The following is a 15,857-nucleotide window of genomic DNA, read 5'->3' as shown; positions in this document are numbered from 1 at the left end:
CGTACGGTTCCTCCTTTCTCCGAGGAACAGCCGGAACAGATGCCGGGCCGATGCTAGGGTCATTTTGTGATAAACGACAATGGCAGCGCAGCGCATCGCACGGAGCTCCCCGATTTCGCCGAACTGATTGTCGTCGGGGGAGGAATGGCCGGCCTCGCGGTCGCCGACGAATGGGAACGGCGCGGTGGTTCCGGCGCACTGGTGCTGGAGGCCGGACCGGGCGATGATCTCACTCATTACCGGGCGTCCCATGACGAATCCGAGGCGCTCGAGATATGGCTGGATCCGGAGTCCGACCCGTCCTTCTGGCGGCCCTGGAGCACGTCCGGTTCGGCCTATTCCGGGATATCGGCCCTGCGTCGACGGCTGGGCGGCCGCTCCCTCTACTGGCACGGCGTCAGCCTGCCCATCGAGGACTGGGCCCTGCGGGACGGCAGCTGGCCGCCGGCCGTGGTCCGCGACCTCACCCGGTCATGGGACGGCGGTGACTCGCTGTACGACCGGGTGACCGCGGAGCTGACGCAGTGGGCCGCGGCGGGCGGGCGGCAGTCACTCGACGCGGGTCCCGGGCTACGGCTGGGGCCGTACGCGTTCACGCCGACCCCGCAGGCCGTCCGGAGTGAACCCGGACAGGAGACACGGTGGGCGGCCTACAGCCCGCTGGCCGGCTGGCGCGACCCGGCGGGCGGTCTGCTGCACCGACCCGGGGTGGAGCTGATCACCTCCTGCCTGGCCCTCGGCGTCCTGGTGGAGGACGACGCGGCGGTCGGTGTCCGGGTACGCCGTCACGGGGCCACCAAGGACATCCGGGCGCACCGGGTGGTGCTGGCCGCCGGGTCGGTCGAGAACGCCCGGCTGGCGATCCAGGCCCTGACGGAGGGCGGCCGGCTCGCCGAGCCGGAGCTGCCCGGGCTGCGGGACAAGATCGCTCACGGCTTCACCGTCTCGTTCGACCTCGGCGAGCTGCCGCCGGAGGTCGCGCAGGCGGCCCGGCGCGGCTCGTTCCTCTACTCGCCCGCACCGGAGCGGTTGCGTTCCAATCTCTTTCTCAGCCTTCGCCTCAACGCCTTCGGGTCGGCAGCGCTGGATGTCTGGATCATGGGCGAGCAGTCCGCGGACGCCTCCGGCCTCGTGCGCTGCACCCCCACCCCGCAGTGGCCCTGGCCGGTTGCGGTGGAGGCCACGCCGAGCCGGGAGGATCTGGCGCTGGCGACCGCGCAGCAAACGGAGTTGCAGACGGTGTGGGACTCGCTGTCCGGTCTCCTGGACAGGCCGGCCTCCGCCCTGAAGTTCGACCGGGAGTACGGCAGCCCCGACCTGCCGCGGCGGCTGCTCTCCGTCCAGAACGCCCGCGCCGCGAGCGGCCCGATCACCTACTCCTTCCCCCTGGGGTCGGAGCAGCACGACGCCGGCACCACACCGTTCGGGTCGCTCCTCGACGACGGCCACCAGTTCACGGCCGTCCCGGGCCTGTTCGCGGCGGGTCCGTCCAGCTTCGCGCGCACCGGCGCGGCCAACCCTTCGCTGACCACGCTGGCCCTGGCCAAGCGGCTCGGGGCGATCCTCGCCGCGTCCTCGCCCGCACCCGCGGCGGCCGCCTCGGCAGGCTAGACGGGCTGAGACGAACGCCGCTGCGGCCCGTTCCGGAGCGCTGCTCCGGGACGGGCCGGGGCGGCCGTGCGTCCCCCCGGCCGGAAGCGGACGGACGGGGGCGGCCGGGCGGGAGTGGCCGGACGGGAGTGGCCGGGCTCAGACGGTGGACCAGGGGATGTCCCGCCGGCCGTCGCGGTCGAACACCTCGCCGTCCTGGATCCAGCAGGTCGTGGGGAACGCGCTGTCCCAGTCCTCGATCGCGTCGATGCCGACCTGGCCGATCAGGTTGGTCCGGTAGTAGGGCTCGTCGGTGGCCACCACGCCGTGTTCCCGGTCACGAGCGAACCGGACCACACTCCCCGGTTCAAGGTCGAGGAGTTTCCCCTCGAAGACGAAGCCTTTCCCCTGGTGAATCCAGAGGTAGTTGAATCCCGCCCGGTCGACGTGCGGTTCGAGTTCCCCGAGACGGCGGAACGTGGCCTTCACGAATGCGGTGTCGGGCTCGAACCTGGAAAGCGTGAGAATGTCGTCCAGCCATTCCGCGTGGTGTTTCCGATCGTCGTACACACCGGTGGCGAAGAATCCGCACACCTGAAGGTCGTACGGGACCGGTAGGAAGGCACGCCAGGTCTCGCCCGGAATTCGGCCGAGGAGATCCACTCCGTCCACGATCGTTTCCATGCTGGTCCTCCTCAGTCGGGTGTTCCGAATCGGTTGGTGACACCGGGCAGTCCGGCCAGGAATTCGCCGGTCTCCTGCCGACCCCGGGCCGGGTCGAGCCGCCCGGTGACGATCCGCGCGACCAGGCGCGCCGCGGCTCGGGCGTCATCCTCGCGCGCACCGGCGCGGGTCAGTTCCTGAAGGCCCAGCCGTAGACCGGGCCGGCCGTGCGACGGCAGCGGAACAGTGGTGGAGCGCACTCCCGCGTCGAGCAGCCGGCGGCCCCACTCCGCATGCGGCAGGCCGGGTGGCGGCGCCACCCACACCTGGTGGGTCTCGGTGTAGCCGAACCCGGCACCCGCCACGTCGAGGCCCTCCTCCGCCAGGCTCTGCGCGAACGCCCGCGCGTTGGCGACGATCTGCCGACCGTAGGCCCCCCGCGCGTCCATGAGTTCCTCCAGTGTGACGGCCAGCGCCGCGACACTGCCGGTGTGCCCACTGGACACCCGGAACGGAAGGGTCTCGTCGAGTCGTTGGGCCAGGTCGTCCCGGTCGGTCAGCAGCACCGCCTTCTGCGGGCCCGGGAAGGTCTTGTGCGTACTGGCGGAACACAGGTCCACGTCGCGCCACAGCTCCGACCCGTAGGCGGAGGGCAACAGGCCGAGGATGTGCGAGGCGTCCAGGCAGAGCAACGCGTCGGGGCCGATGGCGGCCCGCAGTTCGGCCGGGCGGGGCAGGCGCAGGAGTGTGGACAGATCGAGGTAGACGAAGTTCGGCGGGTCGGCGGCGGCGGCTTCCGCCAGCCGGTCGGTGTCGATGCGCAGCGACGTCCGGTCCACCGGCACATGGCCTACCCGGTAGCCGAGATCGTGGCAGATCCTCGCGGTCGCATAGTGGCCACCGCCGTCGGGGTCCATCACCAGGACCCGGTCGCCGGCCTTGCAGAACGTCGTGAGCATGCTCTGCATGGCGTGCAGGCCGGACAGCAGGTTGACGAACGCGTGCCGGACCTCGAAGTACTCGCCCGTGAGGCCGGCGCAGAGTGCGTACAGATCGGCCAGCTGGTACGGGTCCCCGTAGTGGAAGACCTCCCCCTCGGACCCCGGGTACCGCGCCCCGAGCTCCGAGCCGAGGGCGCGCAGCGCGGCAGGTGAGAGCAGGTTCTCGGTCGGGAAGAGGTTGAGGGTCGGGGCTGCCGCCGCGAGTTCGGCTAGACGCTTTCCGACCTGCCCTGACACCTCGTCGGGTGGCGACGGGGCGGCCGGGCCCCGGGGCGGTGTCGGCCACACGCCCGTACTGGTACTCACACGTCTCCTCGTGCACCTGGGAGTTGGCACGTGGGGGCGCTTCGGTACGCGCGCTGGAACCACGGGTCACAGAGCCCGTGGTCGCCGGCAATCAACGTGATCAGCCGACGCCGTCGGCCAGTTCACGCCAGATCCCCCGATCTTGCCTGCGACCTACCTTGCGACATCGCCTGTCCGCCGTCAAGCGTTCACATGTTTCGCCATGTTGCGACCTCGTGGCGCGAGCTGAGTGACCGTCAGATCCTTGACGGTGATGGATCAATCATGTTCAGTGGACTGTCGTTGACCGAGTGGACCATCGTCCACGCACCGGGCGCCGCGCACCTCACACAGCGCGCGCCCCGTCCACGCATCCCGCTGCATCCCACCGCGCTGCCTTCGTCGAGGTCCGAACCTCGGCCCTTTGCCCACGCGCTGAACGTTTCGAGCGAGAAAGGGGCATTCCTCCATGAGAATCACCCTCCTCAACTTCGCACCGCCCGAACCCGACCCGCGCGGAGCGGGGATCCGGTGGTGGCACAAGTCCGGTGCCCGGTGGCCGGCCACGATCCCGGACCGGAAGAACGACGGCACCGAGTTCTTCCCCTACCCGTTTCTCCTCTCCTACCTGAAGTCGCTGCTGGAGCAGGACGCCCACCAGGTGGTGCTGCTGGACGGCTGCCTGGAGAAGTGGACGACCGACCAGGCGCTCGCCGCGGTCGCCGCGACCCGACCCGACTACGTGGTGTTCGAGACGTCCGAGCAGACCGAGCTCCCGGACAGGCTCACGGTCGGTCGGCTCGGCGCGCTCGCGCCGGTCGTCCTGATCGGTCCCAACGTCAGCGAGGACCGCGACGACCTGCTCGACTGGGAGGGGGTCCACGCCGCCGTCCCCGGCGAGTACCTGCTGAGCACCCGCGACTTCTTCCGCACCGGCGGCCCCGGGATGCAGCGGCGCCAGGAGATCATCGGCACGACCGCCATGGACGCGCTGCCCTTCGCCCACCGTGACCCGGTGACCTACCCCCGTTACAACGCCCGTTTCAAGACCACCCCGGCCGGGGTGCAGGGCGTGTTCGTCAGCATGTGGGGCTGCCAGTACCGCTGCAACTTCTGCATCTGGGTGCATTCCTGGTGGTCGAGGTCCAGCCAGTTCCAGAAGGCCTTCTCGATCGAGCGGCTGTCGGCCGAACTCGACCGGATGCAACACGACTTCCCCGGGATCACCAGCTTCTACGACGACTGCGACAACCACGACTACCGCAAGCCCGAGGCGGAACGCTTCGCGGAGATGATGGGGCGTCGTGGACTGCCGTGGGCGATCCTGACCAGGGCCGACACCTTCATGACGCGCGGCGGGGAGATCGACCGGGACATGTGGCGGGCCTACCGTGAGGCCGGTCTGTACGCGGTGAAGATCGGTGTCGAGGGCGGGCAGGCCGCCATGGACGCCACCAACAAGCGCCTCGACGAGAACGTGGTGCGCGAGTTCGTCCCCTTCATGCAGGATCTGGGCATCTCCGTCTACTCCTCCTTCATGCTCGGCATACCGAACACGGACGACGAGGCCGACCACGCCACGATGCGGCTCATCGCCGACCTCGCCGACCACCGCCCCGACCTGTTCGAGTACCTGATCTCGTACTGCGACGTCACCCGCGTGGTGCCGTTCACCGCCGACACCGAGAACCGCCGACGGCTGCACGACGGCCAGCTCGCCATCGAGGACCTGTACGCGGCACAGGGACTGCCCGGCTCGGTGTCCACCGTGGCGCCCAACAACTTCCCGCTCTGAGATGGCCGGCACCTTGCTGAACACCGCATCCGAGGCGTCCGTCACGGTGTCCGCCGACACCACGGCGCTGCGTGCGCTCGGCCCGGTCTGGACGCGGCTCGCCGAAACCGGAGCCGCGACACCGTTCCAGACCTACGCCTGGAACCTCGCCTGGTGGGAGCTGGTGGGAGAACGCTCCCCGCTGTTCCACCTGCACGTGGTCACCGTGACGGTCCGCGGACGGGTCGCACTGATCGCACCGCTCATGGTCGAGCACACCGACGCCGGCGCGCGGATCCTCAGGTTCCTCTCCGATCCGTGGGGCGACTACCAGGACGTGGTGACCAACCTCGACGGCGAGGACCTGCGGGTCGCGTTCACCACGCTGAACCGCCACCTGGAGGACGGGTTGGGCACCGGGTGGGACGAGATCCGATTCACCGAAGTCCGGGCGGGTTCCCGCTTCGCCGCACATCTGATCACCGCCCCGGGCACCGAGTGGTCGGCCACCGACTCCACCCTCTGCCCGACCAGGTGGCTCGGGGACGGCCCCGGCAGCGGCAGGAACTCCGCCGGGAAGCTCGCCCGCGCCCGACGTCTCGGGGAGGTCCGGCTGACGCTCTGGAACCACGCCCAGGACATCCGGGACCGCCTGCCGGACTACACCGCGATGCACGTCCGGCAGTGGTACGGCCGGCCGGACTGCGGGATCACCTTCACCGACCCCGAGGTCGCCAGGTTCTACCTGGAGTGCCCTCGCTACCTCGCGCCGGCCGGGCTGCTCGGACTGGCCGAGCTGACCATCGGCACCCGGCCCGCCGCGTTCTACTTCGGATTCCTGTACCGGGGCACCTTCTGGGGATACCGGCCGGCGTACGAAACCCAGCTGGCCCGACTGTCTCCCGGGCGGCTGCTGCACCAGCTGCTCTTCCAACAGCTGGCCGAAACCGGCTTCCACACCTTCGACATGATGCGTGGCGACTTCGCCTACAAGCAGACCCTCGCCACGGACAATCCGTTCAACCTCGCCCTGACCCACTCCGGCGAGGCCGGCGGCCGATGACCGAACGACCGCTCACAACCATGGGGGAAACCAATGTCCGGACCGGGCCACAGCCTGATCGGCGAAGCGGAGCGCGCGAACGTCCTGCGGGCCCTGGAGGGCACCCTGACCCGGTACCGCTACGGGCAACCGGGTGAGCCCAGCTTCGTCCACCGCTTCGAGCGCGCCGTGGAGGACACCTTCGACGCCCGCCACTGCATCGCCACCAACAGCGGCACGTCCGCGCTGCTCTCGGGCCTCGCCGCACTCGGCATCGGCCCCGGCGACGAAGTCCTGGTGCCCGGTTACACGTTCATCGCCTCGGTGGCGAGCATCGTGCACGCCGGGGCCACCCCGGTCCTCGTCGAGATCGACGACACCCTGAACATCGACCCGGTCGACGCCGCCTCCAAGATCACGCCTCGCACCCGGGCGATCCTGCCGGTGCACATGCTCGGCGCCGGCGCCGACATGGATGCCATCGGCGACCTGGCCGCACAGCACGGACTCGCCGTGCTGGAGGACGTCGCCCAGGCCTGCGGCGGCAGCCACCGCGGCCGTCGGCTCGGGACCATCGGCGACGTCGGCGCCTTCTCGCTCAACTACTTCAAGGTGATCACGGCCGGCGAGGGCGGCTTCCTGCTCACCGGCTCCCGGGAACTGTACGAACGGGCCTACTCCTTCCACGACCACGGGTTCAAACCGCTGCGGGACGGAGCGATCGACGCCGACTCGCTCTTCGGCCTGAACCTGCGGATGGGAGACCTGGCCGGGGCGGTGGCCTTCGCCCAGCTGGGACGGCTGGAGGACGTGCTGAACCGCACCAGGTCGCGGAAGGCGGCCCTGGTCTCCGCGATCGGGGACCTGCCGGGTGTCCGCCGGCGCCGGCTGGTCGATCCCGCCGGGGACTGTGCCACCACGGTGGTGTACCTCTTCGAGGACACCGACGCCGCCCGCCGGGTCGCCGCGCGGCTCGGCACCACCACCTTGGTCGACTCCGGCCGCCACTACTACGGCAACATGCCCCAACTCCTCTCCCTGGGCGCCGGTGACCGCACGTCGAGCACCTTCCACCGCCGGGACCAGCGCGCCATGCCCGACTACTCGCCCGGCAGCCTGCCCCGCACCGACGACCTGTTGGCCCGCGCGGTGGCCGTCTCGACCGGCGCGGCCGACAGCTACTCGGCCACCAACTTCGGCGTGGACGTGCACAGTTCGGACAAGGAAGTGGAGCTCGCGGCCGAGCGGTTCCGGGCCGCCGTGCTCTCCGGGGCGAGCCGGTGAATCCGATCCTCCGACGGCACCGGTGCGAGGAGGCGTCGTGAACATCCTGCCCACGGCAGCCCTCGACTTCGCGCCCGCGCCCCTGCCCGGCTCGGTCGGATCGAACACCGCCACCGTGCTGGCCGCCGAAGGTGTTCGCGACCTCTCGGTCGACATCCTGCGACTCGCCCCGGGCGGTCTGGTCCCCGGCCACGCCGGCCGGCGCGACCAGGTCTGCCTCGTACTGGACGGCAACGGGTGGGTGCACGACGCCACCCCCGCACAGCGGCCGATCCGTCGCGGGGACATCGTGCACTGGTCGAGCGGAGAGGAGCGCGGCATCGGCACCGACGAGGGCCTGCTGCTGCTCTCACTGCGTTGTCACTCCGGGACGGAGGGGTCTCACGATGCCGGCCGCTGACCCACGACCGCTCGGCGACCGCACGGTGTTCCCCATCGGCCTCGGCGCGCTGCCGCTGTCCGTCGAGGGACGGCCGCCCCGGGCGCAGGCGCTGCGCACCCTGCACACCGCACTGCAGGCCGGGGCCACCCTCATCGACACCGCCGACTCCTACGGCCTGGGCCCCGACGAGATCGGGCACAACGAGGAACTGGTGGCCGCCGGCCTCGCGGCGGCGCCGTCGCTCGCCGCCGGGGTTCTGGTCGCCTCGAAGGGCGGGCACTACCGCCCGGGTGACGGCAGCTGGGCGATCGATGCCCGCCCGGAGCAGTTGCGCCGGGCCTGCGAGTCCTCCCTACGCGCCCTCGGCCGCGACACCATCGACCTCTACCAGCTGCACCGGCCCGACCCCCAGGTGCCGTACGCCGAATCGGTCGGTGCACTACGGGACCTCCGGCAGGAGGGCAAGATCCGGATGGTCGGGGTCTCCAACGTCGATCTGGAGCAGCTCCAACAGGCGCGGGCGGTGGTCGAGGTGGTCAGCGTCCAGAACCGCTTCTCCCCCGCCGACCAGAGCTCCCGCGAGGTGCTGACGTACTGCACCGAGCACGGCATCGCCTTCCTGCCCTGGGCACCGCTCGGCGGACTCGCCACCGGCGGACGGCTGCCCGACCGGCTGGCCGAGGTGTTCGGACTGGTCGCCCTACGGCACCGCGTCTCCGTCCAACGGGTCTGCCTCGCCTGGCACTTGGCCACCTCCCCGGTGGTCGTGCCGATTCCGGGCACGACCCGGCCCGAGTCGGTGACCGACAACGTGGGCGCGGCGGAGCTGCGTCTCGAACCGGCGGAACTGCGGCTGCTGGACGATGCCGTCCACTCGGCCGCCCGAACCGACGGCTCCGCGAAGGACCAGGGCCGTCACCACGACACCGACCAGCACGCGGGAGCACACCCATGAGCGACACGTCCCCGGTCCGGATCGGCTTCTTCGGCAAGCCCGAGGAGCCGCTGAGCCTGCGCGGGCTGGAATTCCTGCGCCGCACCGCCGAGTTCGAGATCGTCTTCGTGACCACCGGCCGCGGTCGCGGCTCGACGACCGGCACCGGCACACTCCAGCGCCACGCCCGCGCCCACGGGCTGCGGCTGCTCGACTACCCCGACGTCGAGGACCGGCTGAGCGAGGTCGACCTGGTGCTGTCGTTCTCCAACTCGGTCGTCTTCCCGGCCTCGTTCCTGAACAAGGCCAGACTCGGGGTGGTCAACATGCACCCCGCGGCCCTTCCGGCGTACCGCGGCAGCCACGGGCTGGCCCACGCGATCCTGAACGGCGAGACCCGGGCCGGCGTCACCCTCCACTACTGCGCGGAGAAGATCGACGCCGGGCCGGTGATCGACCTCCAGTACATCCCGATCGGCCCGGACGACTCGGTCCGCTCGATGTGGGGAAAGATCGACGACCTCGCCCACGCGATGCTGGTCGAACTGGCGCCTCGTCTCGCGGAGGCCGCCCGGCGGGGCGAGCGGCTGCCCACCGTGCCCCAGGAGCCCACCGAGGCACGCTGGTACTCGACCCGCTCGCTGCCCGACGAGTGGGAGTTCGACCCGGACCTGCCGCCTGAGCTCCAGCGGCGGTACGTGCGGGCCTTCGACTATCCGGGACGGCGACCGGCCCATCTGCGGGCGGGCGGCTCGTACGTCCATCTGACCGTCCGGGGCGGGGAGATCGTCATATCCGGCGTGACGCCCGCCGACGACAACGGGGGAACAGCATGACGACACCACAGCCACCGGCGGAGCCGGACCTGGGCCCGATCGCGGCACTGGAGGATTCGCTGCTCCAAGTCGCCGTCCTGCACTGCGCCACCAGCCTCGGCCTCTTCACCGCGGTGGAACGCACCGACGGCCGACCGGAGAGCGTGGCACGCGCCCGCGGGGTGAGCACCCGTGGGGTGCGCGTCACCCTCGACGCGCTGTGCGCGATGGACTTCGTCCGCAAGAGCGACGGCCGTTACCGACTCACCGACCTCGCCCGCCACTACCTGGTCGAGGACAGCCCCGGGTACTACGGCGACACGCTCCTCAAGACCACGCTCATGCCCTCACTGATCGACGAACTCTCCTCCTCCGTCACCCGCGGCTTCGCCGACCCACGCCTGAGCGAGCGCGAGAACGCCGGCGCCCTCTGGGCCGAGGACTTCGCCCCCAGCCTGGTGTCCTGGTCACAGGAGGCTGCCGTCGCGCGGGAGACCTGGCGTGCGGCGGGCGTCGACCTGCACGGCCTGCGCGACGCCCGGGTCCTGGACCTCGGCTGCGGAGCGGCGGTCAAGAGCCTGGTCACCGCGCAGGTCCACCCCGGCAACCGGGTCACCGCGGTGGACCTCCATCCCGAAGTGCTGGATGTCGCCCGCAAGGTGGCCGATCTGATGGGCGTCGGCGACCGGCTCGACGCACGCACCGGGGACCTCCGGGAGCTCGACCTCGGCACGGAAGTCGCAGACCTCGCCTTCTCCAGCGCGGTGCTCTACTTCTACGCACCCGAGGAACTGGCCGGGGTGTTCCGGCGGATCCGCCGAGCACTGCGGCCGGGCGGAACGCTCGTGCTCAACCACCGCATGCCGGACGACGAGCGGACGACCCTGCTCGAACCCCTGCTGCTCGCGGTCCAGCTCTTCCTGCTGCACCACGACAGTCAGGTGCTGACGTTCGCCGAATACCGGGACCTCCTACTGGACGCCGGATTCGAACGGGTGGAGCAGCGCCGGTGGGACCTGCTCACCGCCCAGGTCCGGTGAACGCCCCCGGGTACTTCCGACGACCTCCGGGCCGACAGGTGCTGCGCTCGTTCGGCCTGGACGGACCGGTGCGGCCGGTCCCCGGAGGCCAGGGCACCACCTGGCGCTGCGCGGACGCCGCCCTCAAGCCGGCCGTCCCGGGCGAGACCGAGTGGGCCGCCCCGGTGCTGGCGGCCCTTGCCCCCTCCGACACGCTGCGCGTACCCGAACCGCTGCCGGGACGGGACGGCTGGACGGTCGACGGCTGGTCCGCCACCCGGTGGGTTCCGGGCCGGGCGGACCAGGCGCGCACCGCGGACATCATCCGGGCAGGTGAGGACTTCGCCGCGCTGCTCGCGGATGTGCCACCGCCCGGCTTCCTGCGCGAACGGGACGACCCCTGGGCCGTTGCCGACCGGATGGCCTGGCAGGAACAGCCGCTTCCGCCGGACGGCGCGTACGTCGACCTGGTCGAACGACTCGCGGGCGAGCTGCGGCCGGTCCCGCTCGGGGCCCGGCTGATGCACCCGGACCTCAAGGGCAACGTGCTGTTCCACCCGGGCCTGCCGCCCGCGGTGATCGACTGGCCGCCTTACCTGCGGCCGGTCGCCTGGGGCAGTGCCCTGGTCGCCGTGGACACCCTCGACACCGACGCCTCCCGCCTGGACGTGCTGGCGCCGGCAACCGGCCCGCACTGGCGCCAGCTGCTCATCCGGGCGGAGCTGTACCGGCTGTGCGTGAAGAACGAGGCGGCCCGTCGGGGCATCCGGCTGGTCGACGACAAGACCTTCCACCGGGAGACGACAGCGCGGCTGATTCGACTCCCCGGCCGGTAGAAAAATCACCGGAAAGCGCTTCGGAGAATTCGCCGAAGCGCTTTCCGGGCTGCCCGGAAACGGTTATGAATTCAGCCCCGCAAATAGCCCTTGAATGCATTGACCGACATCTCCGGACGCTGTTAGTGTCCATTTCCGGCAGCCCCCTTCGGGCCCGCCGGATCGCGATCCATTCCCTCTCCAACAGAAAGGTGGTTCCTCACATGGCACTCAGCTCGACGAGCATGCGCAGCCTCAAGGCCGCCGCGGTGGCCGCAGTGGCCGTGGCCGCGCTGGCCTCCGTGGGCACGGTCGAGGCCTCGGCGACGACTGCGCCGGCGCACCAGGACACAACCTGCGCAGTCGCCCCGGCGAACGACACCGTCCAGGTGCAGAGCCTCATCTGCCACTGGTGATGCGCATTGTCGAATAGCACCGGGCCGATGACTCCGGAGCATTCGCAGGCTGGTCGGCCGAGTCTCCACGAGCACTCGGCCGGCCGGTCGCAGCAATCTCGCCGAATAATTCGGCGCAACGGTTCGGAACTGGAGACACTCATGCCTGTACGCAGAATTCTGGCATTGCCGGGGGGCGCCGCCGCCGCCGCGGTGTACGCGGAATCCGTCCAGGCGGTCACGACCGTCGCCGACTCCCCGGAGCAGCTCGTCGCCGAACTGCTCGCCGATCCTTCCCCCGCCCTGGTGTCGCTCGGCGCCGACGCCGTCGAGGCAGACGTCGCCCGGATCGTCACCGCCGCCCACACCGGCGAGCGCCGGATCGGCTTCCTGGACGGCTGGCGCGGCCCGCACGCCGCCGCCGCGCACGCCAAGGCCCTCGCCGGCTGGACCTCCACCAGCCGCCCGGGCGTCACCGCCTGGCTCGACGAGACCACCATCGCCGAACTCACCGGGCAGTACGACACCCTCACCCTCGCCGACACCTCCGCCGGCCTCGACAGCCTCCTGGAGTCCGACGGCCAGCGGGTGCTCTGCCTCACCACGCACGGCAACGGCATCGACGCGCCGGTCTCCCAGGCCTTCCTCTGCGGCCTGTTGGACCAGCCCGAGGGCCATCCGCTGCGCAGTTACTTCCCCTGCGGCTACGGTGCCCCGTGCATCCGGGAGGGCCTCGGCCCCGACGGCACCGTCGTCCGCGTTCCCCGGGTGTCGACCCACCGGCTGCCCGGAGACGTCGTCGTCTGGGGAACCTGTAGCGGCGTGCTGACGGCGGACGCGCCGTTCGACCCGAACGGGGGGCTGCTCCAGGGCCTGATCCGCACCGACCGACTCCGGCAGGTGCTCAGCACCTACAAGTCCTGGCTGCTGGACGAGGCCGCGGTGCTCGCCGCCGGGTTGCTGGTCGAGGCCGGCCACCCGCTGGGTGATGCCGTCCGGTTGCTCAATGCCGCCGCCCTGGCGAAGGCCGACCACGCGACACCGCCGCCCTGGATCCTCCTCGGCGACCCGACGGCCACCCTCACGCCCCACGCCTTCGCGGTCTCCGACGAACCCGCCGACATCGGGCGGTCCAAGTCCGGCCTGATCCGGGTGGATTCGACCGAGCGTGACCGGCTGCTGCTGATCCGGGGCCCCGAACCCGCCGACGAGTCGGCCCGCTCCTGGCTCACGCCGGTCGGCGGCAATCCGCTGGCGCTCTGGCTGCGGGACCGGCCGAGCGACGGTGACACCCGCCTCGACGTCCGGTCGAGCGACGACAGTGCCGAGATCCGGACCCTCCAGCGGGTCTGGTCGGCGGCACCGTCGCTGGAGTTCACCCACCGCTACCTCGAAGACGCGGCAACCGCCTCGGCCGGACCGGGCTTCGAGTACCCGCAGGAGCTCCGCTCCCGGGTGCTGGACACCGCGGCCCGGACGCGCTCCCTGGTGCCCCTGCTCGCCCTGGACAGCGCCTTCTCCGGCAGCGCTACCGACCTGGAGGAGCTGGCGGCCGCCGAGGCCACCGCCTGGCACGACCTCAATCTGGCCCTGCACTCCCGATTCGTCGACCACCTGCGGGTGACCGACCACCGGTTCAGCCCCGTCTACCTGAACCGACCCGGCGCCGACCGGTCCTCGGCGGGCACGGGCACGTGTCCGTACTGCGCCCACGACACCGTCATCCGCACCCGGCGGCCCAACGGCGGGGAGGCGGCCCGGGCGACGGAGTTCTGCGACGGCTGCGGGACGATCAGCGATGCCGAGGCCCACCACGGCCGGATCCTGGTGCTGGGGCCGGACACCGTGACGGCCGGCCACAGCGCCGAGTACCAGGTCCGCGTCGACGGCGCCCGGGACGCCCACCCCCAGGTGCTGGCCGCCGCGCTGATGGTGCGGCCCGTGCCCTGGTTCCGGGAGGAGCGTCCGGAGAGCGTCCTGGTCACCTCGTCACCGACGGGCGCAACCGTCCGCTGGACCGCCCCGGCCGGTTCCCACCCCGGCATCTACTACCTCAACGCCGCGACGGTGACCGACGGCTCGATCGGGATGGGCCACCGGCCCGTCACCGTCCTGCCCGGCTGAGTCAGGCGCACCGACCGGACCCGCGGCGACCGCGAGCCGCACCGGAGCACGATCGAAGGACACCATGACCGACATTCTCTCGACCGAACCGATCACGCCCACGACAACACCGGCCCGCACGACCGGAGCGGACCGTCGACACACCGCGATCGACGCCCTGATGACCGCTGTCGACGCCCTCGGCGCCTCCACCGGGCCCCACGTCGAGCACACGTCCGTCGTTCTCGGCGAGGAACGGCACATCGTCCCCCTGGTCGGCGGTCTGCACGCCGTCAACGCCGATCTGTGGGACGCCGAGGACGAGGCCCGTCGGCCCGGCGCGGACGATTCCGCCGTCGCCGCGGCCAAACGCCGGATCGACCGCCTGAACCTGCGCCGGCACGCCTTCGCCGAGGCCGTGGACGACTGGGTCTTCGCGGCCGTACCGATGAGTCCGACGGCAGAGCTCCACACCGAGGCGATCGGCATCGTCGTCGATCGGCTGTCGGTCCTGACCCTGCGGGAGGCCCACTACCGCCGCGGGGGCAGCGGGACCGAGGGCGTCCTGGTCAACGTACGCCGACAGCGGGGCGATCTGCTCGGCGCGCTGGCGACGCTGCTCCGACAGTGCGCCGACGGGCAGCGCCGGGTGCAGCTCTACCGGGCGCACAAGGCCTACGGCCGGGGTTGAGTCGTGGCAACGCCCCGACGGGCCCTGATCGTCCTCAACGCGGGACTCGGGAACTGGATCATCGCTGCCCCGGTCATCCGCCAACTCCTGGATCAGCAGCCTGGGTTCCGCTACTCGCTGATTGCCAGCACCGGCCCCCAGGCCACCCTGCCGGAGCCCTGGCGGCTGCCCGGGGAGATCGAACCGAGCCCCCCGGCGCTCTGGCGGCGCTTCTCCCCCGACCACCACGAGGCCGTCCTGAGCCATCTCCACACCCACGGGCTCGATCTGCTGATCAACCTCCGCAAGGAGGATCCGGCCCTCGACGGGAACTACTTCGCCTTCCGGGACAAGGCTCGGAACGCCGGTGTCGAATGCTGGGACCTGCATGAACTCGGCGCCGCGAGCCAAGCCCGCCCGATCGGCGACCAGATCTGCGATCTGCTCCGGCTGCACGGTGTTCCCCTGCTCCCGAGCCCCCCGGCATGGCTGGCGTCCGAACGGACCACCGCCACCGCACCCGTGATCGGGCTCTTCCTGGGCGCGAGCAAGGGCGTCAAGCGCTGGTCCACTCGGAGCTGGGTGGACGCCGTCCACCGGATCGCCGCCGCGCACCCCGACGACACGATCCAGCTGACCACCGGGACCAGCACCGACGAGCGCCGTCAACTGACGCTGGTGCTCGCCGAGTGCGCCGACCTGCCGAGTGTCTCGGCCGTCGAGCTCCCCGGCCGACAGGCCCTGTTCGACTGGCTCGCCGGCCTCACCGGGCTGGTCACCCTCGACACCGCGGCGGCCCACCTGGCGGCCGCCCTCGGTTGCCCGACCGTCGGGCTCTACTTCAGCACCCTCGGGTCCGTCTGGGGCCCACGGGCGGCACCAGGACTGTTCGAGACCCTGCAGAGCGGGATCGGCACCCGCTGTCGGGCGATGAAGGTCGACGGCACCTGCGGCCGGCTCGCCCTGGGGTGCCCGGCGCCCTGCCGCCGCGGCGTCACGGCCGAGGCCGTGGCGACCTCGCTCGGCCGTGTCCTGACCCAGCAGCCCACCCCACGATGACCCCCACCGCGCCGAACCACGAGAAT

General features: G+C 71.2%; 15 protein-coding genes. 13 read left to right on the top strand and 2 right to left on the bottom strand.

All coding sequences use genetic code 11. From position 1 onward, the window contains the following. Window positions 1-144 precede the first annotated feature (144 nt). Window positions 145-1,611 (top strand): GMC family oxidoreductase, encoded by a 1,467-nt coding sequence (locus ABTY15_RS24585; protein ID WP_350599077.1) that lies wholly within the window; start codon window positions 145-147, stop codon window positions 1,609-1,611. Window positions 1,612-1,749: 138 nt separating this feature from the next. Here the strand turns inward: ABTY15_RS24585 and ABTY15_RS24580 are convergent, their stop codons facing one another. Together ABTY15_RS24580 and ABTY15_RS24575 are read right to left on the bottom strand one after the other, a co-directional pair. Further along, the gene (locus ABTY15_RS24580) at window positions 1,750-2,274 is read right to left on the bottom strand and encodes a hypothetical protein (RefSeq protein WP_350599073.1); all 525 of its coding nucleotides are present in this window, start codon (window positions 2,272-2,274) and stop codon (window positions 1,750-1,752) included. An 11-nt stretch (window positions 2,275-2,285) separates the two neighbouring features. Then, window positions 2,286-3,560 carry a PLP-dependent aminotransferase family protein gene (locus ABTY15_RS24575; RefSeq protein WP_350599067.1) on the bottom strand — a complete coding sequence of 425 codons (1,275 nt, stop codon included), beginning with the start codon at window positions 3,558-3,560 and terminating at the stop codon, window positions 2,286-2,288. 448 nt (window positions 3,561-4,008) lie between these two features. On the opposite strand from ABTY15_RS24575, the gene ABTY15_RS24570 reads away from it, so the two are divergent. The 12 genes from ABTY15_RS24570 (at window position 4,009) to ABTY15_RS24515 (ending at window position 15,831) form a co-directional block, all read left to right on the top strand. Then, a complete protein-coding gene (locus ABTY15_RS24570; protein WP_350599063.1) occupies window positions 4,009-5,334 on the top strand; it encodes a B12-binding domain-containing radical SAM protein in 1,326 nt (441 codons plus the stop codon). A 13-nt stretch (window positions 5,335-5,347) separates the two neighbouring features. Further along, window positions 5,348-6,376, top strand: a complete 1,029-nt coding sequence (locus ABTY15_RS24565; protein ID WP_350599056.1) for a GNAT family N-acetyltransferase — start codon at window positions 5,348-5,350, stop codon at window positions 6,374-6,376. 33 nt (window positions 6,377-6,409) lie between these two features. Further along, window positions 6,410-7,639 carry a DegT/DnrJ/EryC1/StrS family aminotransferase gene (locus ABTY15_RS24560; RefSeq protein WP_350599052.1) on the top strand — a complete coding sequence of 410 codons (1,230 nt, stop codon included), beginning with the start codon at window positions 6,410-6,412 and terminating at the stop codon, window positions 7,637-7,639. 37 nt (window positions 7,640-7,676) lie between these two features. Beyond that, window positions 7,677-8,039: a hypothetical protein gene (locus tag ABTY15_RS24555; protein ID WP_350599047.1), complete on the top strand. Its 363-nt coding sequence runs from the start codon at window positions 7,677-7,679 to the stop codon at window positions 8,037-8,039. After that, window positions 8,026-8,976, top strand: coding sequence for an aldo/keto reductase (locus tag ABTY15_RS24550; RefSeq protein WP_350599043.1), 951 nt, complete (start codon window positions 8,026-8,028; stop codon window positions 8,974-8,976). The genes ABTY15_RS24555 and ABTY15_RS24550 overlap by 14 nt, the downstream gene beginning before the upstream one ends. Then, window positions 8,973-9,791 (top strand): formyltransferase family protein, encoded by an 819-nt coding sequence (locus ABTY15_RS24545; RefSeq protein ID WP_350599037.1) that lies wholly within the window; start codon window positions 8,973-8,975, stop codon window positions 9,789-9,791. Before ABTY15_RS24550 ends, ABTY15_RS24545 begins: the two co-directional genes overlap by 4 nt. After that, window positions 9,788-10,810 carry a class I SAM-dependent methyltransferase gene (locus tag ABTY15_RS24540; protein ID WP_350599030.1) on the top strand — a complete coding sequence of 341 codons (1,023 nt, stop codon included), beginning with the start codon at window positions 9,788-9,790 and terminating at the stop codon, window positions 10,808-10,810. Before ABTY15_RS24545 ends, ABTY15_RS24540 begins: the two co-directional genes overlap by 4 nt. A 38-nt stretch (window positions 10,811-10,848) precedes the next feature. Then, window positions 10,849-11,625: an aminoglycoside phosphotransferase/kinase family protein gene (locus ABTY15_RS24535; RefSeq protein WP_350599027.1), complete on the top strand. Its 777-nt coding sequence runs from the start codon at window positions 10,849-10,851 to the stop codon at window positions 11,623-11,625. A gap of 203 nt (window positions 11,626-11,828) precedes the next feature. Then, window positions 11,829-12,020 (top strand): hypothetical protein, encoded by a 192-nt coding sequence (locus tag ABTY15_RS24530; RefSeq protein WP_350599024.1) that lies wholly within the window; start codon window positions 11,829-11,831, stop codon window positions 12,018-12,020. A 165-nt stretch (window positions 12,021-12,185) separates the two neighbouring features. Beyond that, a complete protein-coding gene (locus ABTY15_RS24525; RefSeq protein ID WP_350599021.1) occupies window positions 12,186-14,123 on the top strand; it encodes a hypothetical protein in 1,938 nt (645 codons plus the stop codon). 64 nt (window positions 14,124-14,187) lie between these two features. After that, window positions 14,188-14,793 carry a DUF4254 domain-containing protein gene (locus ABTY15_RS24520; protein WP_350599016.1) on the top strand — a complete coding sequence of 202 codons (606 nt, stop codon included), beginning with the start codon at window positions 14,188-14,190 and terminating at the stop codon, window positions 14,791-14,793. Window positions 14,794-14,796: 3 nt separating this feature from the next. Continuing rightward, window positions 14,797-15,831 (top strand): glycosyltransferase family 9 protein, encoded by a 1,035-nt coding sequence (locus ABTY15_RS24515; protein ID WP_350599009.1) that lies wholly within the window; start codon window positions 14,797-14,799, stop codon window positions 15,829-15,831. Window positions 15,832-15,857: the final 26 nt, after the last annotated feature.

The organism is Kitasatospora sp. NPDC097643, from assembly GCF_040302625.1.
Lineage (GTDB): Bacteria > Actinomycetota > Actinomycetes > Streptomycetales > Streptomycetaceae > Kitasatospora.
The sequence above is the reverse complement of the archived record's forward strand: the minus strand, read 5'-3'. Positions and strand labels throughout refer to the sequence as shown.